The organism is Dysgonomonas sp. ZJ279 (assembly GCF_011039205.1).
Taxonomy (GTDB): Bacteria; Bacteroidota; Bacteroidia; order Bacteroidales; family Dysgonomonadaceae; genus Dysgonomonas.
On sequence record NZ_JAAKEL010000018.1, the window covers coordinates 1 to 24,054 of the forward strand.

At 37.9% G+C, this 24,054-nt stretch carries 22 protein-coding genes; 20 read left to right on the forward strand and 2 right to left on the reverse strand.

Translation table 11 applies throughout. The annotated features are described in order from the left end of the window. The first annotated feature begins 252 nt into the window (after positions 1-252). The 5 genes from G7Y57_RS14180 to G7Y57_RS14200 all read left to right on the forward strand — a co-directional run bounded on the left by G7Y57_RS14180 (position 253) and on the right by G7Y57_RS14200 (position 4,781). Complete coding sequence (locus G7Y57_RS14180; RefSeq protein WP_165025457.1) at positions 253-972, forward strand: hypothetical protein; 720 nt, start codon at positions 253-255, stop codon at positions 970-972. Positions 973-1,551: 579 nt separating this feature from the next. Next, positions 1,552-2,775: a GTPase HflX gene (gene hflX, locus G7Y57_RS14185; RefSeq protein WP_165025472.1), complete on the forward strand. Its 1,224-nt coding sequence runs from the start codon at positions 1,552-1,554 to the stop codon at positions 2,773-2,775. 6 nt (positions 2,776-2,781) lie between these two features. Next, positions 2,782-3,621: a peptide chain release factor N(5)-glutamine methyltransferase gene (gene prmC, locus G7Y57_RS14190; protein ID WP_165025474.1), complete on the forward strand. Its 840-nt coding sequence runs from the start codon at positions 2,782-2,784 to the stop codon at positions 3,619-3,621. Between the two features lie 4 nt (positions 3,622-3,625). Beyond that, positions 3,626-4,111 carry a regulatory protein RecX gene (locus G7Y57_RS14195; RefSeq protein WP_165025476.1) on the forward strand — a complete coding sequence of 162 codons (486 nt, stop codon included), beginning with the start codon at positions 3,626-3,628 and terminating at the stop codon, positions 4,109-4,111. After that, the gene (locus tag G7Y57_RS14200) at positions 4,092-4,781 is read left to right on the forward strand and encodes a ComF family protein (RefSeq protein WP_165025478.1); all 690 of its coding nucleotides are present in this window, start codon (positions 4,092-4,094) and stop codon (positions 4,779-4,781) included. The genes G7Y57_RS14195 and G7Y57_RS14200 overlap by 20 nt, the downstream gene beginning before the upstream one ends. A 3-nt stretch (positions 4,782-4,784) precedes the next feature. Here the strand turns inward: G7Y57_RS14200 and G7Y57_RS14205 are convergent, their stop codons facing one another. Next, positions 4,785-5,210 (reverse strand): GNAT family N-acetyltransferase, encoded by a 426-nt coding sequence (locus G7Y57_RS14205; RefSeq protein WP_165025483.1) that lies wholly within the window; start codon positions 5,208-5,210, stop codon positions 4,785-4,787. A 171-nt stretch (positions 5,211-5,381) separates the two neighbouring features. Here G7Y57_RS14205 and hisS point away from each other — a divergent pair, with 171 nt between their 5' ends. From hisS to G7Y57_RS14280, 15 genes are all read left to right on the forward strand, one after another. Beyond that, entirely contained in the window at positions 5,382-6,743 is a 1,362-nt protein-coding gene (gene hisS, locus G7Y57_RS14210) for a histidine--tRNA ligase (protein WP_165025486.1), read from the forward strand. A 220-nt stretch (positions 6,744-6,963) separates the two neighbouring features. Next, positions 6,964-7,422, forward strand: coding sequence for a division/cell wall cluster transcriptional repressor MraZ (locus G7Y57_RS14215; protein ID WP_165025489.1), 459 nt, complete (start codon positions 6,964-6,966; stop codon positions 7,420-7,422). After that, complete coding sequence (gene rsmH, locus G7Y57_RS14220) at positions 7,406-8,326, forward strand: 16S rRNA (cytosine(1402)-N(4))-methyltransferase RsmH (protein WP_410492652.1); 921 nt, start codon at positions 7,406-7,408, stop codon at positions 8,324-8,326. Before G7Y57_RS14215 ends, rsmH begins: the two co-directional genes overlap by 17 nt. Before the next feature lie 3 nt (positions 8,327-8,329). After that, positions 8,330-8,662, forward strand: coding sequence for an FtsL-like putative cell division protein (locus G7Y57_RS14225; RefSeq protein ID WP_255491467.1), 333 nt, complete (start codon positions 8,330-8,332; stop codon positions 8,660-8,662). A gap of 2 nt (positions 8,663-8,664) precedes the next feature. After that, entirely contained in the window at positions 8,665-10,875 is a 2,211-nt protein-coding gene (locus tag G7Y57_RS14230) for a penicillin-binding protein (RefSeq protein ID WP_165025495.1), read from the forward strand. 12 nt (positions 10,876-10,887) lie between these two features. Beyond that, positions 10,888-12,339: a UDP-N-acetylmuramoyl-L-alanyl-D-glutamate--2,6-diaminopimelate ligase gene (locus tag G7Y57_RS14235; protein WP_165025498.1), complete on the forward strand. Its 1,452-nt coding sequence runs from the start codon at positions 10,888-10,890 to the stop codon at positions 12,337-12,339. Positions 12,340-12,354: 15 nt separating this feature from the next. After that, the gene (mraY, locus tag G7Y57_RS14240; protein ID WP_165025501.1) at positions 12,355-13,617 is read left to right on the forward strand and encodes a phospho-N-acetylmuramoyl-pentapeptide-transferase; all 1,263 of its coding nucleotides are present in this window, start codon (positions 12,355-12,357) and stop codon (positions 13,615-13,617) included. A gap of 11 nt (positions 13,618-13,628) precedes the next feature. Beyond that, positions 13,629-14,963: a UDP-N-acetylmuramoyl-L-alanine--D-glutamate ligase gene (gene murD / locus G7Y57_RS14245; RefSeq protein WP_165025504.1), complete on the forward strand. Its 1,335-nt coding sequence runs from the start codon at positions 13,629-13,631 to the stop codon at positions 14,961-14,963. A gap of 8 nt (positions 14,964-14,971) precedes the next feature. Next, complete coding sequence (locus tag G7Y57_RS14250; RefSeq protein WP_165025506.1) at positions 14,972-16,234, forward strand: FtsW/RodA/SpoVE family cell cycle protein; 1,263 nt, start codon at positions 14,972-14,974, stop codon at positions 16,232-16,234. Between the two features lie 13 nt (positions 16,235-16,247). Further along, complete coding sequence (gene murG / locus G7Y57_RS14255; protein ID WP_165025509.1) at positions 16,248-17,357, forward strand: undecaprenyldiphospho-muramoylpentapeptide beta-N-acetylglucosaminyltransferase; 1,110 nt, start codon at positions 16,248-16,250, stop codon at positions 17,355-17,357. Between the two features lie 3 nt (positions 17,358-17,360). Next, entirely contained in the window at positions 17,361-18,731 is a 1,371-nt protein-coding gene (gene murC / locus G7Y57_RS14260; protein WP_165025512.1) for a UDP-N-acetylmuramate--L-alanine ligase, read from the forward strand. Beyond that, positions 18,728-19,462, forward strand: a complete 735-nt coding sequence (locus G7Y57_RS14265) for a cell division protein FtsQ/DivIB (RefSeq protein WP_165025515.1) — start codon at positions 18,728-18,730, stop codon at positions 19,460-19,462. The genes murC and G7Y57_RS14265 overlap by 4 nt, the downstream gene beginning before the upstream one ends. Positions 19,463-19,518: 56 nt before the next feature. Beyond that, on the forward strand, positions 19,519-20,859 hold the full coding sequence (gene ftsA / locus G7Y57_RS14270) for a cell division protein FtsA (RefSeq protein ID WP_165025518.1): 1,341 nt from the start codon (positions 19,519-19,521) through the stop codon (positions 20,857-20,859). 55 nt (positions 20,860-20,914) lie between these two features. After that, on the forward strand, positions 20,915-22,213 hold the full coding sequence (ftsZ, locus tag G7Y57_RS14275; RefSeq protein ID WP_165025521.1) for a cell division protein FtsZ: 1,299 nt from the start codon (positions 20,915-20,917) through the stop codon (positions 22,211-22,213). A gap of 38 nt (positions 22,214-22,251) precedes the next feature. Beyond that, the gene (locus G7Y57_RS14280; RefSeq protein ID WP_165025524.1) at positions 22,252-22,704 is read left to right on the forward strand and encodes a GatB/YqeY domain-containing protein; all 453 of its coding nucleotides are present in this window, start codon (positions 22,252-22,254) and stop codon (positions 22,702-22,704) included. 182 nt (positions 22,705-22,886) lie between these two features. Here the strand turns inward: G7Y57_RS14280 and G7Y57_RS14285 are convergent, their stop codons facing one another. Beyond that, positions 22,887-23,846: a hypothetical protein gene (locus G7Y57_RS14285; protein WP_165025527.1), complete on the reverse strand. Its 960-nt coding sequence runs from the start codon at positions 23,844-23,846 to the stop codon at positions 22,887-22,889. Positions 23,847-24,054: the final 208 nt, after the last annotated feature.

Sequence of the window (24,054 nt, forward strand, 5' to 3'; positions counted from 1 at the left end):
GGCGGAGTCATTCAATGCAAAGATAAAAGCCTTTAGAACAATACTCAGAGGGGTAAAATGCATTCCCTATTTTTTATTCAGACTAACCAATATTTATGCCTAGTCCACAAGAATACGGCATGATCCGTTAGACAATATCTAATCAAAAACACTTTTTTAGTTATTTCCACATATACCCTACTAAGATATTCATAATCTACTAAGAAAGATTTGGAACGGCCTAGAATCCTTAAATATTTAACAATCATAGTTATGAAAAAAAACATCCTAGTTATTGTCCTATTTTTGAACGCGCTCCTATCAATAGCTCAAGAAGCCGAAAGCCTCAAAGTACTTGATACTCGAAACATAGAAAGTTTACCTTCTTATTATAAAAAAAATGTTAGATTTGATTTTAAAACAAACCAAATTTTAAAACTTTTTGATGCTCCCAATAATAACTACTCCGGCATACTTACCATCGCTCCTTGGATAGATGATTCTGGTGCGCCGAACTCTCAATTAGCTTTTAATGGCAATGGTCTATTTCACCGAATCGGCTACGTTGGAAACAACGGGTCTGGCAATATAATCGAAGCTAAAAATCTATGGAACTCATGGAATAAAATCATAATGGGTGACTCGAAAGGTATTATACAAGGGAAACTTGATGTCAATGGAACCATCAGAGCAACAGAAGTAAAGATTGAAGCTACAGGCTGGGCCGATTTTGTATTTGATAAAGAGTACAAACTACCCAGTTTAACCGAAATCGAAAATCACATTGAAACGTACAATCGACTACCCGACGTTCCCTCTGAAAGAGATGTGAAAGAAAATGGTGTAGATATAGGCAGTATGCAAATATTACTATTACAAAAAATAGAACAATTAACTCTCTACATTATTGAATTAAATAAAACAGTTGAAACTCAACAAAACTTGATAGAAGAATTACAAAAAAGACCTGCAACATTAAATTACAAAAAGTAAGTTGGCATGAAACCGTGTATTCATACATAAAAATAAATCAATTAGAAATAACTATTGAAAATACATCAGTTATATATCCAAGAGAGATGAAACCCTGACTGATAACTTAAACATCCCAGTATATAAAGAACTCATAGATAAACTTTATCATATTGACGAAGATAAAAACATCAGAATATATTTTGATGTTAACAACAAAAGTTATTCTTCCATCTGTTACTACATAAGAACAAATCTTGATGTTGAAAATCAATAAACGGTGAATCAGCAAGATACTTTGATAAAAATGAATATAGCCATAATCAATTAAGGCAATCTACTTGCTTTAATTATAAACTATTGTGCACATCATCTTTTTCATATATTTTTGTACTCATACAGACATAGAATCAATCAGTACCTTACTGATATAAAATATAAAACCGGGAGGTAAACCAAATGTAATTTACAACACTTCTTTTTCCAGTGATTATCACATACACACTATAATCTGCTCCTTATACCAATATTATTTTTTACCTTTAAACGCTGTTTTGAGACCTACCATCTCACAACACATCTCATTATCTAAAAGATTATATGAAAGATTTTATTATATCAGAATCAAAAAACAAAGAAGCTGTTCTTGTCGGTTTAATCACACAGGGGCAGAAAGAAGACCAGGTTAAGGAATATCTGGACGAACTGGCATTTCTTACAGAGACAGCAGGCATGGTTCCAGTAAAAAGTTTTACGCAAAGACTCGACTACGCCAATCCTGTAACATTTGTGGGCACAGGGAAGCTACAAGAGATAAAGGAATACATGGAAAAGCACGAGATCGACGTTGTGATATTCGACGACGAGTTATCTCCGAAACAAATTCGCAATATAGAAGCCGAACTGCAAGCAAAGATATTAGACAGAACAAGCCTTATTCTCGATATTTTTGCCATGAGGGCTCAAACTGCTTATGCAAAAACTCAGGTCGAACTGGCTCAATATCAATACCTGTTACCCCGACTGACACGTATGTGGACTCACTTAGACCGTCAACGAGGCGGAGGCGCTATGATGCGTGGTGTGGGTGAAACCCAATTAGAAACCGACCGTCGTATTGTCTTAGATAAAATATCCTTTTTGAAAGCGGAGTTGAAAAACATCGACCGACAAATGATTTCACAACGCAAGAACAGAGGCAAGATGGTACGTGTTGCCCTTGTTGGATACACCAACGTGGGTAAATCGACATTGATGAACTTATTAAGTAAATCGGATGTTTTTGCAGAGAATAAACTTTTTGCGACATTAGATACTACTGTGCGCAAGGTTATTATCGACAATCTACCATTTCTGCTTTCCGATACCGTCGGATTTATCCGCAAGTTGCCGACACACTTGGTCGAATCATTTAAATCGACTCTGGATGAGGTACGTGAAGCTGATCTACTTATACATGTAGTAGATATTTCACATGCTAATTTCGAGGAGCAAATAGAGGTTGTAAACAAGACATTGCTCGATATAGATAAAGAGGAAAAACCGACTATTCTTGTTTTCAACAAAGTGGATGCCTTTACTTACAAGCCTAAAGATGAAGACGATTTAACACCAAGTACGAAAGAAAACATCTCGTTAGAAGAACTGGAAAAATCGTGGATGCATAAAATGGCTGACGATTGCATTTTCATTTCAGCAAAAAACAAGATCAATTTTGATAATTTGAAAGAGAAAATATATGGTCGTGTAAAAGATATACATATTGCACGCTATCCTTACAATGACTTTCTATTTCAAAAATACGATCAGGAAGAAGAGGAATAATCATCTATGCAAACCGCAATTGATTACATACATACATCACTAAAAGAGCTTTATCCCGAAACTGAAATTTCGGGATTTACTCGTATTATAATAGAGCATACAACAGGTCGTGACTATCGTCTAGCCTTAATAGACAAGACCACATTCTCGCAAGAACAAGTAGACAGCATCCATAGAATTGTAGAACGACTAATGACGTATGAACCCATTCAGTACATTTTGGGCGAAACAGAATTTTTCGGACTGCCCTTTTCAGTAAACAGCGATACGCTTATACCCCGCCCCGAAACAGAGGAACTTGTAGAATTAATTCTAAATGAAAACAAGGAGCCAAATCTTTCCGTTCTAGATATTGGAACAGGCAGCGGATGTATTGCTATCGCATTAGCCAAACATTTAAATAGTGCATCGGTATCTGCGTGGGATTTCTCTCAAGGCGCTCTTGATATGGCTGGAAAGAACACAAATAAAAGTTTGGTCAATGTGGATTTTGCAAGAGTAGACGTTTTATCTGAATATCCCGTTGACAAAAAATTCGACATCATCGTAAGTAATCCACCTTATGTACTCGAAAGTGAAAAAACGGCTATGGATAACAATGTATTAGACTACGAGCCACACACCGCATTATTCGTACCCGACAACAAAGCATTACTATTCTATGAACGCATTGCCGATATAGCATTAAATATTCTCAAGCCAACAGGCAAACTCTATTTTGAGATCAATCAGGCTAAGGGAAAAGAAACTATCGAAATGCTTAAAGCAAAAGGATTTATTAATATAGCTTTACATAAAGACCTTAGCAAACGTGACCGTATGATAAATGCAGAATTAAAATATTAATTCTATGAAACTAACCGAACCCCGAGCTCTCAATCGTGCAGCATCTTATTGTTCTAAAGCAGAAAGATGTGAATTTGATGTGCGAAAAAAACTCATGTTGTGGGAACTTGAAGAAGATGCGATCGGTCGTGTAATAAAAAGATTGAAAGATGAGAAATTTCTATCCGACGAACGGTTTTGCAATAGCTTTATCAACGATAAAATGCGTTTTAATAAATGGGGAAAAACAAAAATAATATTTGAGCTAAAAAAGCGAAAAATAGCGGAATCTATCTATAAACCCATATTGGAAGAATTATCGAACGATGATTTTGAACAGCAATTGATTCACATTCTATCTGTAAAGATAAAATCTGTGAAAGCAAAAGATGATTATGAAAAAAAAACTAAGCTTATCCGTTTCGCTTTAGGCAGAGGGTTTTCGATGGATTTAGCCATAAAGTGTATTAATAAAATCATGGGAGGTGATTATGAGGAATATATTTCGTAATTTCCTCACCCTTTTCTTTCCCCATCTATGTGTTGTCTGCAACTGTCGATTAAACGAATCGGAAAAACACATCTGCCTGAATTGTTTATCGCTACTACCAAAAACAAACTATCATAATCAGCCCAACAACAGACTGGAAGATTTCTTTGCGGGAAGATTCCCGTTCGAGCATATTACAGTTTTTGCTTATTTTGTAAAAGGAGGAAGTATACAACGTGTCATTCATGAATTGAAATACAGGAATAATCCCGACATAGGATATTTCATCGGCGAATTGTACGGGATAGATATAAAAGATATTTCGTTTATCTCCGACATAGATTATTTAGTACCTGTACCATTACACCCGAAACGTCAGAAACAGCGAGGATACAATCAATCGCTAGAAATAGCCAAAGGCATATCGAATCAGACCGGAATACCTATCGATTCAGCAACCTTGATCAGGGCAATCAACAATCCTTCGCAAACGAAAAGTTCACGTTTTGAACGCTGGAAAAATGTAGAAGATATATTCACAATCAATAATACTGATACCTTCAAGGGTAAGCATGTACTATTAATAGATGATGTTATCACAACAGGCTCTACAATAGAAGCATGTGCAAAAGAGATTCTAAAAAGCGAAGGTGCCAAAATCAGCATACTTACTATTGGATGTGCAACCTAAAGATTACAGCATTTTCATAAAATACCTCTTGTACGACTGATACCCTTGCCTTTCGTAAAAACGATGCGCATCTACCCTTTTTTCGTTGCTATACAATTCCATTAAAGCACAACCTCGTTGCTTTGCTAAGTTTGTACAATATTCTTCCATGGCTTTGCCCACACCTTTACTTCGTACATTTTCATCGACAACAAAGAAACCGATGGTGGTAAATTCTCCTTCGTAAGCAATCTGCACAGAGAAATGCAATGTGATAAAAGAGACCACTATCTCATCAATTTCGTAGACAAATACACGATAGGAATTGTCGCCTAACAAACATGCCAGTTTAGTCCTTATAAATTCAACCGTATGCAGATAACCGAGTTGCTCCAACAATTCCCTTATCTTACCTGCATCATCCAAATGTGCATTTCTTATATTATCCATAACTGTAATCATATTTTTCCACAACAAAAGTAAAGAATAATACTTAATATCATATTTCTAAATTAGCACAGATTACCCTATTTATACTTAAGAAAACAACAAATAGGACTACGACCTTAAGCTAAAAGTTTTACCTTTGCAGTCATTAAAATTTACTTGAACAATAAGATTATGGCACAACCCTCTATACCAAAAGGAACAAGAGACTTTTCGCCCGAAGAAATGGCGAAACGCAACTATATTTTTGACACCATACGTGAAGTATATAAACTATATGGTTTTCGTCAAATAGAAACTCCTGCAATGGAGAACCTCTCTACCCTTATGGGCAAATACGGAGAAGAAGGTGATAAGCTATTATTCAAGATATTAAATTCGGGAGATTATCTTAAGGATATTTCAACTGATGAACTATCCGAAAAGAATTCGGTTCGTCTTACCAACAAGATCAGTGAAAAAGGTCTTCGCTACGACCTCACTGTACCTTTTGCCCGCTATGTAGTAATGCACCGTAACGAAATCACATTCCCGTTCAAACGTTATCAGATACAACCGGTTTGGCGTGCCGACAGACCACAGAAAGGGCGCTATCGTGAATTTTTCCAATGCGATGCCGATATAGTAGGTTCAGATTCACTTATCAACGAAGTGGAACTTGTACAAATTATAGATGAGGTATTCAATCGTTTTGGTATCCGTGTAGCCATTAAACTGAATAATCGTAAAATATTATCGGGTATTGCCGAAACAATTGGCGAACTGGATAAGATTGTCGACATAACAGTTGCAATCGACAAGTTAGATAAAATTGGCTTAGAGAAAGTCAATGAAGAATTAGCATCAAAAGGTCTACCTCAAAAAGCTATCGATCAACTGCAACCAATCATTCTGTTACAAGGTAGCAATCAGGAAAAACTAGGTACACTAAAAACCGTTCTGAAAAATTCTGAAACAGGAATAAAAGGAGTCGAAGAACTCGAGTTTATCCTCAGCAGACTAAGCATAGTGGGCATCCGTTGCGAGCTTGATCTTGATCTTACACTCGCTCGCGGACTTAGCTACTACACGGGTGCTATTATAGAAGTGAAAGCATTGGATGTACAAATAGGAAGTATCACGGGTGGCGGTCGCTACGATAACCTCACAGGAATATTCGGACTGCAAGGTGTATCGGGAGTAGGTATATCATTCGGCGCAGACCGTATTTTTGATGTGCTTAATCAATTGGAACTTTACCCTAAAGATTCTATACAGAATACGCAAGTTCTATTCGTCAATTTCGGAGAGAAAGAAGAAACGCACATATTACCCCTCATTACAAAAATGAGACAAGCTGGGATCTCGACTGAAATCTACCCCGAAGCAGCGAAGATGAAAAAGCAAATGTCGTATGCCGATTCAAATAAAATTCCATTTGTCGCTATCATCGGTGAAAATGAGATGAATGAAAATAAAATTAATCTCAAAAATATGACGACTGGTGAACAAGAGCTGGTCGATATCAATAAATGCATTGAACTAATTAATAGATAACCTATTAAGGTACATACTCCACATAAAAAAAGCTTGTACAACACTAATGTTGTACAAGCTTTTTTTATCCCAAAACACATCTTTTAACATTCTGGTTTACACTACACTTAAGTATGTTGAAAACTTTTTCATTTTTTTAAGTGGGGAAAAGTGGGGAGAAGTGTATAATTTCATATCTTTACAACATATATCGGATATACTGTTAAAATTCAAGTTGTTAATGTTGCAATTTTTAGGAAATATTGAAGCTAAAATCGATGCCAAGGCTCGCGTCTTTGTACCGGCTGCATTTCGGAAGATCCTCCAATCCTCCGACCAAAGCGCATTAATACTCAGAAAAGACATTTTTCAAAACTGCCTTGTACTCTATCCGCTTCACGTATGGGAAGAAGAACTTGCAACACTTCGTTCACGCTTAAGCAGATGGGACAAAAACCAGCAACAACTCTTCCGCCAGTTTGTTGTAGACGCCGAACATCTTGAGATGGACACAAATGGACGAATTCTCATCCCTAAACGTTATCTACAAATGATGAATATAACGTCGGATGTAACATTCTTAGGAGTAGATAACACAATCGAAATATGGACAAAAGAAGCTCTGGAAGAAACTTTAATTTCTGCCGATAGCTTTAGCGACCAAATACAAAACCTCATGAACAATAAAGAAAATGACTGACGCATACCACATACCAGTATTACTGAAAGAGAGCGTGGATGGAATGAATATCCAACCCGATAGCATTTGTGTAGATGTCACTTTCGGAGGAGGTGGACATTCCAGAGAAATACTATCCCGCCTTGGTAAAAAAGGACATCTTTACTCTTTCGACCAAGACGAGGATGCAATTAAGAATATAGAAAAAAGTGAAAAGTTTACGTTCGTTCGCAGCAACTTCCGTTTCCTTAAAAACTTTATCAGATATTACGGAGTAGAAGAAGTAGATTCTGTACTTGCCGATCTTGGTGTATCGTCTCATCATTTCGACGATTCGGAGAGAGGTTTCTCATTCCGATTTGAAGAAGGAGATTTAGATATGCGAATGAATCAGCAGGCAAGAAAAACTGCTGCTCAGATATTAAACACTTATTCAGAAGAAGAGCTTGCGGATGTATTCTATCTCTACGGAGAATTAAAACAATCGCGCCGCATAGCGTCTGTTATTGTAAAAACAAGAAAAGAGAAACCCTATAAAAAAACGAGCGATCTGCTGGCAACTCTCGATTCATTTGTGGGAAGAGGCGAAAAGGAAAAAAAGATATTAGCTCAAGCATTCCAAGCTTTGCGTATAGAAGTGAATGAGGAAATGGAGACATTGAAAGAAATGCTTCAACAAACGCTTGATATATTAAAAGTAGGAGGACGAATTTCTGTAATTACCTATCATTCGCTGGAAGATAGAATAGTTAAGAATTTCTTTAAAACAGGTAATTTTGAAGGAAGAGTGGATAAAGATTTTTACGGAAATATAAATACGCCATTCAAACTGATAAACAATAAGGTTATAATACCGTCGAAGGAAGAAGAAGCCAGAAACCCACGTTCACGAAGTGCCAAATTAAGAATCGTTGAAAAGAAATAAGATATGAAACTGAGTGCTAAAGATATCAAAAGAAGGGTCATGTACATACTCGGTGGTACTGTACTGACTGAGGATTTCTTTCTCAAAAATACACGATTCATAATAACTCTTTTCATCATTATCGTTTTATATATCAGCAACAGATACAGCTGCATAGAGAAAACCGCAAAAATAGAGAAATTGCAACGAGAACTAAAAGATGCCAAATACGAGTCGCTTACCATATCGGCAAGATTAATCAGTGTAAGCCGCGAAACAAGAGTACACGAACTGGTAGAGAAAAGTGGATTAGACTTACAGCAAACTAAAGAACCTATATACAAGATTAAAGATTAATTATGGCAAAGAAATCGGAAAGCAATATGAAAAATGTAGCAGTCAGCCGCTATGGCTGGATCGTTCTGCTTATGTCTTTCGTTTTTGTAGCCATCATTATTTGCATCATCAAGATCAAGTATGTGGAGGGCAGTATGTGGCGCGAGCTAGGCAGAATAGAAACTGTAAAAAAAGATAGAGAGATAAGACCTAACCGTGGTAATATATATTCGGACGACGGACGACTTCTAGCTACAAGTGAGCCTCTATACGGGATTTATATCGATTTCATGTCGGAAGGTATCAGACCTGATACACTTATGAAATACGTAACGCCACTATCCGAAGCTCTTGCTAAGAAATTCCCAGACAGAAGTGCAGGACAGTACAAGAAAGTTATTCTCGACGGATGGGACTTAAGCCGTAGAGAATTAGCACAAATAGAAAGAAATAGAAAAGAAGGTTCTAATAAGAAAGTAAACATCAAGAGCCGTTATGTCAGAATTATACGTCCCGATATAAATTATCTTGATTTAAAAGAATTACAGACATTCCCATTCCTCAACCAGCGTAGCAACAGGAGCGGAATGATCTCTGAAGAAAAAACCATGCGCTTAAAACCATTCGGCCGTCTTGCCGGCAGAACGGTAGGTTCTATCTACAAAGATTTTAGTATGGGTGGAACAAGCGGACTAGAGCTTAAATACGATTCTATTATAAAAGGTGTTCCCGGAGTAAGAAGCCGCCAACGTGTGCAAGGACGCTGGATAGATGTAGTAGAGGTAGAGCCACAAGATGGATGGGACATTAAGACGACACTGAATATTGAGATACAGGATATGGCTGAAAAAGCCCTGTATAACAAGCTGGTAGAAACAAGAGCCGAATCAGGTTGTGCTATTGTTATGGAAGTAGCCACGGGCGAAATAAAAGCAATAACCAATCTCGACAGGGTATCGGAAGGGGTATACGCTGAAGGTAATCCGAATGCATTTTCATACATGTCTGAACCCGGATCAACATTCAAAACGGTATCTTTGATGGTAGCCCTCGAAGATGGAGTAGCTACCCCACAAGATTCGATATATGTAGGAAACGGATTATTCCAATACAAAGGAAGGGTTGTGAAAGACCACGACTGGCGTAAAGGAAAAGACAAAGCATATCAAACTGTTGCACAAGGAATGTATTCATCTCTGAATGTTGTAATAGCCAAAATGATACTGAAAGGATATGAGGGTAATCCAACCAAATACGTGCAACACATTCATGATCTGGGTATAACTAAGAAAATAGAATGGGATGTTCCGTTGAAAGGGAAAGAAGGTACTGCAGTTATCCGTTTTCCTAATGATCCATCGAATCCTTGGTCTAAGACCACACTACCTTGGATGTCGTTCGGATATGAGACTCAAATACCTCCTATTTATATGCTTATGTTTTACAATGGGATAGCCAACAACGGCAAAATGATAAAACCATTTATCACAAAAGCATTTATGAAAGATGGTTCCATCGAAAATGAATTCGAAACAGAAGTAATCAATCCTTCATTATGCTCGGAACAAACATTGAAACAAGTGCAAGATATATTAAGAGGCGTTGTAACTGACGGAACAGGTAAGGCTGTTAACTCTGAATTTTTCCCTATAGCAGGAAAAACAGGAACAGCCATGATTGCATCGCAAGGTGGATATAGTGGATATTTCGTATCATTCTGCGGATATTTCCCGGCAGATAAACCACAATACACATGTTTTGTAGGAATACGTCGCCCTGTGGGTTCTCCTTCGGGGGGATTGATGCCCGGAGCTGTATTTAAAAATATAGCAGAAGGAATCTATACCAAGAGCCTAGTCGCACAGCCTATAAATGCACCGAAAGACACAGTAAACTCGTTGATACCGGTCGTAAAAAACGGCTCGTTCAAGAATACAGAGATTGTACTTGACAAGTTGAAGCAAAAATATATAACTCCGACCGAAAAAGCGGAGTGGATTATGGCAAATACTATCGACTCGACCAGTATGAAGATCAAATTACTTGGCAATACGGATATCAAGCCGGGAGTTGTACCTAATGTAAAAGGAATGGGGGCTCGTGATGCTATATATGTACTCGAAAATGCAGGATTGAGAGTTAACCTGCAAGGAGCAGGAAAAGTGAAAGATCAGTCAATTCCGGCAGGGAATAAACTCGTGAAGGGATCGACAATAACGATACAACTAAATTAAAAAATAAAGGAAATGAAATTACAGGACTTACTTAAAAACATAGATGTTACAGACATCAAAGGTGATAGTAATGCTCAGGTAACCGGTATTTCAACCGATTCGCGAAAAGCAAGTGAGAATTCTATCTTCATCGCCCTTAAGGGGGTACAAGTAGATGGACATCAATATATAGAAAATGCTATTAGTCTGGGCGCTACCATCATCATATATGAAGAAGATATCGAAATCTTCAAACCGAATATTACTTATGTAAAAGTAAAAGATAGCGCAGACGCAACTGGTAAAATAGCAACCCTTTGGTACGGCGATCCGTCAAGTAAATTGAAACTCGTTGGTGTTACCGGAACTAATGGAAAAACAACTACTGCAACATTGCTATATGATATGTTCCGTCATTTAGGTTATAAAGCAGGTCTGTTATCTACTGTTGCCAACTATATAGACGGTACTGTATTTCATGCCACACATACCACACCCGATCCCCTATCTCTGAATGAGTTATTGGCTAAGATGGTAGATGCCGGATGCGAATACGCATTTATGGAAGTCAGTTCACACGCTATACATCAGAAACGTATCAGCGGATTGAAATATGTGGGAGGAATATTTACAAATATCACCCAAGACCACCTCGATTATCATAAAACAATGGCCGAGTATCTGAAAGCTAAAAAGATGTTCTTCGATAATCTGCCCGAAACTGCTTTTGCTCTTACCAACGTAGATGATAAAAACGGATTGGTTATGCTTCAAAATACAAAAGCAAAGAAGCAAACTTACTCGGTAAGAGGGCTAGCTGATTTCAAAGGAAGAATTATAGAAAAACATTTCGATGGCACAGCTATCGAAATAAACAATAGAGAAGTACAAGTACAGTTTGTCGGTGTATTCAATACCTACAATCTGTTGGCTGTATATGGAGCAAGTATTCTTTTAGGAGAAGATCCCGAAAAAATATTACTGATACTAAGTACCCTGAAACCTGTATCAGGACGCTTCGAAACATTGCGCTCTCCTGAAGGATATACTGCAATTGTAGATTATGCACATACTCCGGATGCACTAACCAATGTGTTGGAAGCTATACACGAAGTACTGGAAGGTAGCGGCCGTGTCATTACGGTTGTAGGCTGTGGGGGCAACAGAGATAAAACAAAACGACCTATCATGGCTCGCGAAGCTGTAAGATTAAGCGATCAGGTAATATTGACATCCGACAATCCACGCTACGAAGAACCGCAAGCCATTATAAATGATATGGCTGATGGACTAAATAGTCAACAAATGAAGAAAACCCTTTGCATAGTGGAACGCGAACAAGCGATAAAAACAGCTTGTGCCTTAGCCAAAGAAGGCGATGTTATTCTCATTGCAGGGAAGGGACATGAAGACTATCAAGATGTGAAAGGCATGAAACATCATTTCGATGATCGTGAAGTAGTTCGAAATATTTTTGCAGAATAAATAAAATAAGATAAAATGATATACTACCTATTTAATTTTCTAGATGGACTTGACTTCCCGGGAGCGGGTATGTTCAAGTATGTCTCATTCCGAGCAGCCTTAGCCGTTATTTTCTCATTAGTAATTTCGACCATTATAGGTAGTCGTATTATTGATAAATTGCGAAAATTACAAATTGGTGAAGTTGTCAGAGATCTGGGCCTTGAAGGACAATTAAGTAAAAAGGGAACACCCACAATGGGGGGTATCATTATCATCATTGCCATACTTATCCCTGTACTATTATTTGCACGATTAGACAATATATATATCATTCTTATGATAATAACCACCATCTGGCTTGGAATACTTGGCTTTATGGACGACTATATCAAAGTATTCAAAAAAGATAAAGAAGGACTGCACGGCAAATTTAAAGTAATAGCACAGGTTGGATTAGGTCTGATCGTCGGACTTACTTTATACTTAAGTCCCAATGTTATTATAAAAGAGAACGTCGAATTTCGTAATTCTGAGAATGTAATAGAGCATGTCAGCTTCACCCCCGAAGGCGCAAAATCGACTCAGACATCTATTCCATTTGTCAAAAATAACAATCTCGATTACGAAGAACTTGTTGCATTTATGGGCGACTATGCCGAACCGGCAGCATGGGTACTGTTTGTTTGCATAGTAATATTCATTGTCACAGCAGTATCTAACGGAGCAAATCTGACAGATGGGCTCGATGGACTTGCCGCAGGAAGTTCCGCCATTATAGGGGTCACCCTCGGAATATTAGCATACGTATCCGGACATATGGAATTTGCATCCTATCTGAACATTATGTTTATTCCCGGGAGTCAGGAACTCGTGATTTTTGCCGCCGCATTTATAGGTGCAACCATCGGATTTCTTTGGTATAATTCATTCCCTGCACAGGTATTTATGGGTGATACCGGAAGTCTAACGTTAGGGGGAATCATCGGTGTATTTGCTGTTATCATTCACAAAGAATTACTTTTGCCTATACTATGTGGAGTATTTATGGTAGAAAGTCTTTCGGTAATGGTACAAGTTGCATATTTTAAATTTACAAAAAAGAAATACGGTGAAGGTCGTCGTGTATTTAAAATGACACCATTGCATCACCATTTTCAGAAAGCGGGTAATGCAGGAATACAAGCCAGATTTCAAAAACCAATAGGACCAATACCCGAATCTAAAATTGTAGTTCGATTCTGGATTATCGGAATCATTCTTGCAGTGTTGACATTGGCTACACTTAAAATGCGATAATAATTTACGACATGAGTAAGATAGTAATATTAGGAGGTGGAGAAAGCGGCGTAGGGTCGGCAATATTAGCACAGGCAAAAGGCTTCGATGTCTTTTTGTCTGATAGTGGTGTGTTGCAAGACAAATACAAAACTGAACTTGAACAGCATGGTATTGCATACGAAGAAAAGCAACACTCCACAGATATAATACTATCTGCCACAGAAATAATAAAAAGTCCGGGAATTCCGAACTATTCCCCTCTGGTAAAACAAGCTATCGAAAAAGGTATTCCCATCCTTTCAGAAATGGAGTTTGCCAAAAGATATACATCTGCCAAAATGATTTGTATAACAGGTAGTAATGGGAAAACTACTACCACTAGTTTGATCTATCACATTCTCAAATCGGCAGGATTAAATGTCGGCCTAGGAGGAAATATAGGCAGAAGTTTTGCCCGTCAGGTAGCAGAAGACGAATTCGATTATTACGTACTGGAATTAAGCAGTTTTCAACTCGAAAACATGTACACCTTCAAAGCTGATATAGCAATTTTACTCAACATTACACCTGATCATCTCGACAGGTACGATCACGATATGCAGAAATATATCGACGCTAAAATGCGTATCGTACAAAATCAAACAGAAGAAGATGCTTTCATTTTTTGGGAAGAAGACCCTATTATTAGTAAAGAAATAGAAAAATTAACCTCCGCAGCTAAGCAATATAAATTTGCCGATCACAAAACCGATCATGTAGCCGCATATCTCGAGGATAATAAAATCAGTATAAAAACCCCTAAATCTGTTTTTAATATGGAACAAGATTTACTCGCTCTGACAGGCACGCACAATTTATACAATTCGCTGGCCTCAGGCATTACAGCTAAATTGTTAGATATATCTGACGAGAATCTCCGTCAATCGTTAAGCGATTTTCAAGGGGTGGAACACCGTTTGGAAAAAGTGGCTAAAGTAAGAGGCATTCAGTTTATCAACGACTCGAAAGCAACAAATGTAAATTCGTGTTGGTATGCTTTACAAAGTATGAAAACGAAAGTAGTTCTCATACTTGGCGGAACAGATAAAGGAAATGATTATAGCGAAATAGAAGAACTTGTGAAAAACAAAGTTCATGCTCTCATCTTTCTGGGCGTAGATAATAGTAGACTGCACAAATTCTTTGATGGCAAGGCAGAGATAATTGAAGATGCCGGTTCTATGAAAGAAGCCGTTGAAAAAGGATACGCATTGGCAAACGAAGGAGATACTGTATTGCTATCACCTTGTTGCGCAAGCTTCGATTTGTTTAAAAATTACGAAGACAGAGGAGATCAGTTTAAAGAGTACGTAAGAAAATTATAATTACTGATATGGATTTAACTTTCTTTGGTAAAGTATTTAGAGGCGATAAAGTTATATGGTGCATATTTATGGCACTATGTATTGTCTCCCTATTGGAAGTATTTAGTGCTACCAGTACAATTGCATATCGCCAGCAAAGCCATTGGGGCCCGATACTTCGCCATGCCACTTTTTTATTGATTGGTTTTGCCGGAGTAATGTTCTTACAGAGAGTGCCAAGTAGATTTTATTCACTATTGCTATTAGGACTGCCTATTTCGGTTGTGCTGCTCATTATCACCATGTTTATGGGTGCCGATGTCAATGGAGCGCAGCGTTGGTTAGGTATCGGCGCATTTACTATACAACCGTCTGAGTTCGCAAAAATATCAGCGATTGGCTTCGTCGCATTCTTTCTGAGCAAGATGAGACCCGAAAACGAAAGCTGGATATTTAAAACGCTGATAATAGGAGCCGGAATTCTTTGTCTGCTTATAGCACCAGAAAACCTATCCACGGCCTGTCTCTTATTTGCGGTCTGCTTCCTTATGATGTTTATAGGACAAGTAAGTTTAAAAAGGCTAGGTCTAATTGTTCTGGTTGGAGCAAGCGCAGTTATATTGTTGCTCGGCAGTTTGACATTCCTCCCTGACAGTGTCCTTCCCGATCGTTTGTCTACATGGAAAAATCGTATTGCAAGACATTCCAACGATAACCAGTTTTCGATTAATGATGTTAACGAAGACGGATCAATGGCATATAAGATAACAGACGAAAACTATCAGGTATCGCATGCTAAAATAGCCATTGCAAATAATAATTCTATGAAATTACCGGGCGGCTTTGTTCTTCCGGGTGGTATTATCGGATTACCGGGAAGTAGTATCGAACGTGATTTTCTGCCCCAAGCATATTCCGACTTCATTTTCGCAATTATAATTGAAGAAACAGGATTAATAGGAGGTATATTTGTATTATTGCTGTACGTGGCACTTATGATTCGAGCGGGAGTACTGGCATCCAAATGCGAGAAAAAATTCCCCCGCTATTTAATACTAGGTGCAGCTCTCATGCTCACAATACAGGCATTAGCCAATATGGCTGTAGCGGTTAATTTAATACCTGTAACAGGGCAACCTTTACCACTGATAAGCAGGGGGGGGACATCGACCATCATTACCTGTGCTTACTTCGGGATCATTTTAGCCTGCTCTTCAAAGTTGAATGACGAACATGAAGATGTAGACGAAAGTATAGCAAATGTAGATTTCGGAATTGCCGACGGAGAATAAAAACCAGAAAACTATGACACAAATAAAAGTAGTAATAAGTGGAGGCGGAACAGGAGGGCATATCTTCCCTGCCATAGCTATTGCCAATGCTATAAAAGCACGCTATCCACAAGCTGAGATACTTTTTGTAGGAGCTCAAGACCGTATGGAAATGAGAAAAGTACCTGCGGCAGGTTACGAAATTGTTGGACTTGAAATATCAGGATTCAATCGCAAAAAACTACTTAAAAATATATCGGTTCTCTGGAAACTACAAAAAAGTCTTCGCAAAGCAAGAAAACTACTTAAAGGATTCAATCCTCAGATAGCTATAGGCGTAGGAGGTTATGCAAGTGGCCCCACATTGAAAATGGCTAATTCGCTAGGCATACCGACACTTATACAGGAACAGAATTCATATGCAGGTGTAACCAATAAACTACTGGCAAAAAAAGCCTCAAAAATATGCGTGGCGTACGAAGGTATGGACAAGTTTTTCCCAAAAGACAAAATTGTGCTAACAGGTAATCCTTGCCGGCAAGATTTATCTTCTCCTCACATAACAAAAGAGGAGGCATACGATTTCTTCAATCTGAACCCTGCCAAGAAAACAATCCTTGTTGTGGGTGGCAGTTTAGGTGCAAGAACGATTAACAGAAGTATCATTGATAATATAGATGATTTAGCAAAAGCAAATGTGCAAATAGTATGGCAATGCGGAGAGGGCTATTACTTCAAACTTACAGATGCCCTTTTAGACAAGCAAGACACAGAAGATATTCATCTTTACGACTTCATAAGCCGGATGGACTTAGCTTATAAAGCAGCAGATTTAGTTATATCCCGTGCCGGAGCGAGTTCTATTTCGGAACTTAGCTTACTCGGCAAGCCTGTAATATTAGTTCCATCGCCCAATGTGGCCGAAGATCATCAGACAATGAATGCCATGGCTCTCGTTGTAAAAGATGCGGCAATTATGATAACCGATAAAGATGCACAAGAAGAACTGGTCAAAACTGCAATTGCAACAGTAGAAGACGAAAGTCGATTGAAGACATTATCTACCAATATAGCTCAATTGGCACAACATGACTCTGCAAATAGAATTGTAGACGAAGTGATAAAAATAATAGAACGAAAATAAGATATGAATAACATACAATCAATATATTTTCTCGGGATAGGTGGCATCGGTATGAGCAACCTTGCTCGTTATTTCTTATCGAAAGGTAAGAAAGTAGCAGGCTACGACCGTACCGAAACACACTTAACCAAAGAACTTGTAAAGGAAGGAGCAGAAATACATTACACAGATGATGTCAATTTTATCCCCGACTATTGCAAAGAAAGCAGTACTACACTGATTGTATACACTCCCGCTATACCTGCCGATAGCAAGGAAATGGAATATTTCGTCAAGAATAATTTCTCCATCCAAAAGCGGGCACAGGTTCTAGGCATTATCACCAAAGCGAGTAAAGCACTTTGCTGTGCCGGCACACATGGTAAAACTACAACATCGAGCATGTTGGCCCATATATTAAAACAATCTCATCTCGATTGTAATGCTTTTCTCGGCGGTATATTGAAAAATTACAACAGCAATCTGATGCTATCTGACAAAAGCGAGTTTACTGTTATCGAAGCAGACGAGTACGATCGTTCGTTCCATTGGCTACACCCCTATATGGCTCTGATTACATCGGTCGATCCCGATCATCTGGATATTTACGGCACAGAAGAAGAGTACCTGAAAAGCTTCGAGAAATTCACCAGCCTTATTTTACCGGGTGGGGCATTGGTTGTAAAACACAATATAAAACTTTCACCTAAAACGGGTAAAGATGTACGTGTATATACTTATTCGATGGATAGAGGTGATTTCCACGCCAAGAATATTAAGATAGAAAACGGCGAAATCCATTTCGACTTTATTACTCCTAAAGAAACAATCAGGAATATAGAACTAGGTGTCCCCATCAAGATTAATATAGAAAATGCTATCGGATCGATGGCAATAGCTTATCTAAACGGAGCAACAGCGGACGAACTCCGTCATGCAATGGCAACTTTTCAGGGGGCAAAACGCCGTTTCGATTTTCTACTAAAAACAGATAAAATAGTGATGATAGACGATTATGCTCATCATCCACAAGAACTAGCAGCTAGTATCACATCGGTGAAAGAACTATATCCTGACAAAAAATTGACAGGTATATTTCAACCACATTTATATAGTCGTACAAAAGATTTCGCGCCCGAGTTTGCACAAAGTCTCTCTCTATTGGATGAACTTATCCTCTTGGATATTTATCCTGCACGAGAAAAACCGATAGAAGGTGTTACCTCTCAAATCATATTTGATAAAGTAACCTGCCCTAAAATACTTTGTAAAAAAGAAGAATTACTATCTTTATTGGAAAAGAAAAATGATATCGAAATATTGCTTACTGTCGGAGCAGGAGACATCGACCAATTGTTACTTCCGATAAAAGGTATATTAGAAGAGAAGATATGAAAAAAGTATTAGTCATCACAGGATTATGTATCCTAATAGGATATCTTGCATTCTCGGCTTTCTACTTCAAAGAGAAGCCCAAAGATGGCTTATGCACTGAATTCGACATTGTTGTAAGCAATAGTGAAAATGGGATGCAATTCGTAAATACAAATGATATAGTAAAATATGTAAACGAAAAAGGACTTAATCCTAAAGGTAAGCCACTGAGAGATATCAATACCGATTCGTTGGAGCACGTAATTCTGAACAACCAGCTTATCAAAGCCGCACAAGCTTATGTAACCAATAATGGTGCAATAAGAGTAACAATACAGGAACGTAAACCAATACTCAGAATCATACCCAATACAGGTGAGAGTTACTACATAGATAACGATGGCAATAAAATGCCACTGTCTAAAAATTTCACAGCTTACCTCCCAATTGCAAGTGGAGCAATAAAAGAAGACTTTGCAAAGGGTGATTTATATAATTTTACACTATTTTTACGTAATGATAATTTCTGGAATGCGCAGATTGAACAGATAGTTGTCTTACCTAATGATGAAATAAAATTAATTCCTCGTGTGGGTGACCAGCAAATACTTATGGGTCAACTAAATGACTATAAAGAAAAGCTGGATAAATTAATGACTTTTTACAAAAAAGGACTTAATGAGACCGGATGGAACAAATATTCTGTGATAAATTTGAAATACAACAAACAAGTTGTCTGTACAAAACGTTAAACGTAAGATAGAGTTATTCGGAATCATCCGAATCGACAAATAAAGGAAGAAGAGATATGGAACAATCAGGTTTTATAGTAGGCATCGACTTAGGTACGTCCAAGATAGTAGGTGTATTGGGGCGCAAAAACGAACAAGGTGTTATTTCGATTCTTGCATCGGAAAGTATTCCCTCCGATTCGTGCGTCAAATACGGTGTCATTTATAATATAGACGAAGCAGCAGGAAAAGTAAAAAAACTTATCAACCTTCTCGAAAACAAAACGGGAAAGAAAATTGGTAAAGTATATGTTTCTGTTGCCGGAAAATCACTACGCGCAGTAGAACATACCGAGACTAAGCTGATGGATAATGAAACTCCTATCACATTTCTCGATATCGACAAAATGGAACAACAAGCCAAGTTAAATAAACCTGACTTTTTCACAAACTATAGCGTACTTGCTCCTGAATATTATCTGGACGGCAAATACGAGGAAGACCCTATCGGTAAAACAGCTTCGACAATTGAAGGACGTTACCGTCTGGTAATAGGAAGACCCAATATAAAAAATAATCTGACAAAGAGTATTACAGATAAAGCTCAACTAGAAATAGCGAGCTTCATTGTAGGACCTGTTGCCAGTGGTGCTTCAATACTTGATGAAGCCGACAGACAAGCCGGATGCGCTCTAATCGATTTTGGCGCAGGCACTACGACTCTATCTATTTACAAAAGTGGATTGCTCCGCTATATGGCTGTCGTTCCATTTGGAGGACGCACAATATCAAAAGATGTACAAGAATTAGGCTTTGTTTTCGACTCGGCCGAAACATATAAAATCAGATACGGAAAATTAGGTAAAGACAGATCTAAACCGACTCAAGGCGTTAGCCCCGATGTCGATTTAAGAGAGCTTAATAAAGTTATACAACTTCGACAAGATGAGATTATTCTGAATGTAATTAATCAGATTAAAGAATCAGGCTACGGTGATCAGCTAGAAGCCGGAATCATCATTATCGGTGGAGCTTCGCAACTAACAGGTTTGGCCGAACACTTAGCCGAAAAATCTCAATTACCGGTAAAAAAAGGTATCGCCAAGCGTGTATATATAAACAATGCTGCCGAGCTTCTTCAAAATCCATTCTATACTCAAGCCTTGGGCTTGTTATTATTCGCCAATGAAAATTGCGAAAAGAAAGAAGTTATAGCACCTCAACCAGTTTATACAGCGCCAATAGTAGAAAAACCAGTTGTAACAGAGCCGGAAGAAGAAGAAGAGGAGGAAGAAGAAGAAACACCTCAACCTAAGAAAAATAAGAAAAACAAAGAAGATAAGAAACAAAAAAGTTTGTTTGATTTCTTTGAGAAGATACAGAACTTCGGCGGAACTATGTTCAAAGAAGAAGATTGATCGACAGGTATTTTCTCCGTTATTCTATTTAATACAAAATAAACATCCTTAAAATATGGACGATAAAATATTAGACTTCCAGTTTCCACGTAGAACTCAAACAATTATAAAAGTAATTGGTGTGGGTGGAGGTGGCGGCAATGCCGTAAACCATATGTACAACGAAGGGATACATGATGTATCGTTTGCACTTTGTAATACCGACAATCAAGCCCTTTGCGAATCTCCGGTCGAAACGCGTGTTCAATTAGGAAAACGTACCACCGAGGGACTGGGCGCAGGTAACCGCCCTGAAGTTGCAGCTGCTGCTGCGTTGGAAAGCAAAGAAGACATTGAACGCTTGCTGAACGATGGTACGCGAATGGCTTTTATCACTGCCGGTATGGGTGGTGGAACAGGTACAGGCGCTGCACCAACTGTAGCTCGTATTGCCAAAGACATGGGTATATTAACGGTAGGCATAGTAACTATTCCGTTTGTATTCGAAGGACGTAAAAAGATTATACAAGCACTGAAAGGTGTTGAAGAAATAGCAAAGAATGTCGATGCACTTCTCGTTATTAATAATGAGCGATTGATAGACATTTATGCAGACCTTACTATCCCTAATGCTTTTGCTAAAGCCGATGATACATTGACTATTGCAGCAAAGGGTATTGCAGAGATCATTACTGTTCACGGACATATCAATCTCGACTTTGCGGATGTGAAAACTATCCTCAAAGACGGAGGTGTAGCCATCATGAGTAGCGGATTCGGCGAAGGTGAAAACAGAGTAGAAGATGCTATACGCAACGCTCTGCATTCTCCATTATTGAATAACAATGATGTATTCGCAGCAAAGAAAATATTATTCAATATTTATTCGGGCGAACAAAATCCGCTTATTGTGGAAGAAATGGAAGCTGTTGCAAATTTCATGAAGCAGTTTGGTCCGGAGATAGAAGTAATCTGGGGTACTGCCACCGAAAAAAATCTTGGAGAAGGAGTAAAGATTACCCTACTTGCCACAGGATTTGGAATGTCGAGCATTCCCGGCATTGACGATCATTTGCGAGAACTTACCGAAGAGGAAGAGCGTGAGGAAGAAGAACGCTTTATGCAGGAAGAAGACGAGAAGCGCCGTATCAATGCTATGATAGAACAACATTATGGTAAAGATGGCGTGAAAACAATGGATGTAAAGACTTCATTCTTTACACCAAAACCGATTGTTCTTTCGAGTGAAGAGCTTGATGACGATAAAATTGTCGAAGCAATAGAAAATACCCCTGTATTTAAACGCGACGATAATTTTAATCCAAGCGAATATAAAACAGATACTAAACATTCGACAGGGTTATTCGGCGAATAAAGATAAAGTAATATAATATAAGACTTAAAAATAAAACCATGAACTTATTTGATCAAGTTAGTGAAGATATAAAGGATGCAATGCGTGCTAAAGACAAAATCAGCTTAGAAGCATTGCGTGGTATAAAAAAAGAATTCCTCGAAGCTAAAACAGCTAAAGGAGCAAATGATGAATTGTCTGACGAAGCAGCAATCCAGATCATACAGAAGATGGCTAAACAGCGTCGTGATAGTGCTGAAATATACAATGAGCAATCCCGTCCCGAATTAGCTGAAAAAGAATTAGCCGAACTGGTTGTTCTGGAAAAATATCTTCCGAAACAATTGTCTCAAGACGAATTAGACGCTAAGATTACCGAAATCATTGCACAAACAGGAGCCTCATCTCCTGCCGACATGGGCAAGGTTATGGGAGTTGCTACAAAAGCGTTAGCTGGGGTAGCTGCAGGCAAGATGATTTCGGAAACAGTGAAGAAGTTATTGAGCAAGTAAACCTAACATATATAATAATTTGAAAGAGCACAGTATGTACATACTGTGCTCTTTTCGTTTTCATCCACACTATTTTGGATAAAATATAATCTGGAATCTTTACTATCACATTGTCTGAAATAGTCACGATTTAATCTGACAATTATAAATATCATACAATCATACAACTGTCCGGTAGAGTCTTAGTTATTATTTATTAAATTAATAGTATATTCTTCTGTAGGTGTAGTTTCTATCCACTTACCCTCAATACTTTTTTTCTCTTTTGTCCGATTATTAACCAAAGTCAAAATATAAGAAATCCGACGCCTACGATACTGAATTTCAGTATTGACTATCAAATGTCCGGCAGGAAGTTGAATTGTTTTCGTAAACCCACCAGAATCATAAGGTACAGTTGTAACAGAATTGCTGTAAGGCTTCTTTTCTCCATTACAATAAACAGTACCATCATAAATATTAGATGGTACTTCTACCATAATTAAATCGTTTTTCATCCATAGGAAAGCATTACTTTGGTTACTTTCAAAATATGATTGATTAACACTACTTATTAAATCATTAATAGTCGGGAATGAAATTTCTCGAGGTTCTAAAAGGTCCAAATGGAAACTGGCACCTCTTACTACGTAAAGAGAATCTCCGTCACCTTCTTTCAAGGTATATTCTATTTTATCGAACTTATATCCTTGTGAAACCTTCTGCTTTACAATAATTTCTTTTGTTTCTTCACCGGATTGTAGTATTATAGCAAAACTAAAAATTTCTTCCGTATAATTCTCTTCTACTATAACTCTCATTGAAGTAGGCTCGTCACGGATTATCCGAAAACCCTTTTCACTCCATAATGCATTAAGTTCCCCCAAGCCAGCTAGCTCTAGACAACTATTTTCGCTAATTATTTTTCCATCCAATGATAAAGCTTCTCCATAAATACGAGTATTACCATTTTTGTTTATTACAGCGGCAATATGCCAGTCGCCATTACTCAAAGCGACCTTAGTCTCGCCCCCTTCTCCTTCCATAGCAATAGAACTTGTAGATGGCTGGATACGTTCTTCGTCATTATCGCTGCAAGAAGAAAAACTCATAAAAGATAATGTTACAATCAAGCACAGATAAAATAAGTTAATTTGTTTCATAGTATTTAAGTTATGGTTTGCTTCAAGTAAATATAGTACATAACAAAACTTAAAATAAATGAAGCAAAATCTATTTGCGGAATATTAAGTATTTTAAACTTAAATTAGCAATAAAGACACAATAGAATTTAGCTCTGGGAGACCAATAGAGGTTAAAGACAGTGAAAGAGGTAAGCAAAATAACTCTAAGATGTGCAATATATAGAAG

Bases quoted from the DNA above. Each gene is read 5' to 3' on its own strand.
- G7Y57_RS14180 (WP_165025457.1), top strand. From the start codon at position 253: ATGAAAAAAAACATCCTAGTTATTGTCCTATTTTTGAACGCGCTCCTA.
- G7Y57_RS14265 (WP_165025515.1), top strand. From the start codon at position 18,728: ATGAAAAAAGTATTAGTCATCACAGGATTATGTATCCTAATAGGATAT.
- prmC (WP_165025474.1), top strand. From the start codon at position 2,782: ATGCAAACCGCAATTGATTACATACATACATCACTAAAAGAGCTTTAT.
- hflX (WP_165025472.1), top strand. From the start codon at position 1,552: ATGAAAGATTTTATTATATCAGAATCAAAAAACAAAGAAGCTGTTCTT.
- G7Y57_RS14280 (WP_165025524.1), top strand. From the start codon at position 22,252: ATGAACTTATTTGATCAAGTTAGTGAAGATATAAAGGATGCAATGCGT.
- G7Y57_RS14205 (WP_165025483.1), bottom strand. From the start codon at position 5,210: ATGGATAATATAAGAAATGCACATTTGGATGATGCAGGTAAGATAAGG.
- murC (WP_165025512.1), top strand. From the start codon at position 17,361: ATGAATAACATACAATCAATATATTTTCTCGGGATAGGTGGCATCGGT.
- G7Y57_RS14250 (WP_165025506.1), top strand. From the start codon at position 14,972: ATGGATTTAACTTTCTTTGGTAAAGTATTTAGAGGCGATAAAGTTATA.
- hisS (WP_165025486.1), top strand. From the start codon at position 5,382: ATGGCACAACCCTCTATACCAAAAGGAACAAGAGACTTTTCGCCCGAA.
- mraY (WP_165025501.1), top strand. From the start codon at position 12,355: ATGATATACTACCTATTTAATTTTCTAGATGGACTTGACTTCCCGGGA.
- G7Y57_RS14215 (WP_165025489.1), top strand. From the start codon at position 6,964: ATGTTGCAATTTTTAGGAAATATTGAAGCTAAAATCGATGCCAAGGCT.
- G7Y57_RS14285 (WP_165025527.1), bottom strand. From the start codon at position 23,846: ATGAAACAAATTAACTTATTTTATCTGTGCTTGATTGTAACATTATCT.
- G7Y57_RS14225 (WP_255491467.1), top strand. From the start codon at position 8,330: ATGAAACTGAGTGCTAAAGATATCAAAAGAAGGGTCATGTACATACTC.
- G7Y57_RS14195 (WP_165025476.1), top strand. From the start codon at position 3,626: ATGAAACTAACCGAACCCCGAGCTCTCAATCGTGCAGCATCTTATTGT.
- ftsA (WP_165025518.1), top strand. From the start codon at position 19,519: ATGGAACAATCAGGTTTTATAGTAGGCATCGACTTAGGTACGTCCAAG.
- ftsZ (WP_165025521.1), top strand. From the start codon at position 20,915: ATGGACGATAAAATATTAGACTTCCAGTTTCCACGTAGAACTCAAACA.
- G7Y57_RS14200 (WP_165025478.1), top strand. From the start codon at position 4,092: ATGAGGAATATATTTCGTAATTTCCTCACCCTTTTCTTTCCCCATCTA.
- murG (WP_165025509.1), top strand. From the start codon at position 16,248: ATGACACAAATAAAAGTAGTAATAAGTGGAGGCGGAACAGGAGGGCAT.
- G7Y57_RS14230 (WP_165025495.1), top strand. From the start codon at position 8,665: ATGGCAAAGAAATCGGAAAGCAATATGAAAAATGTAGCAGTCAGCCGC.
- G7Y57_RS14235 (WP_165025498.1), top strand. From the start codon at position 10,888: ATGAAATTACAGGACTTACTTAAAAACATAGATGTTACAGACATCAAA.
- murD (WP_165025504.1), top strand. From the start codon at position 13,629: ATGAGTAAGATAGTAATATTAGGAGGTGGAGAAAGCGGCGTAGGGTCG.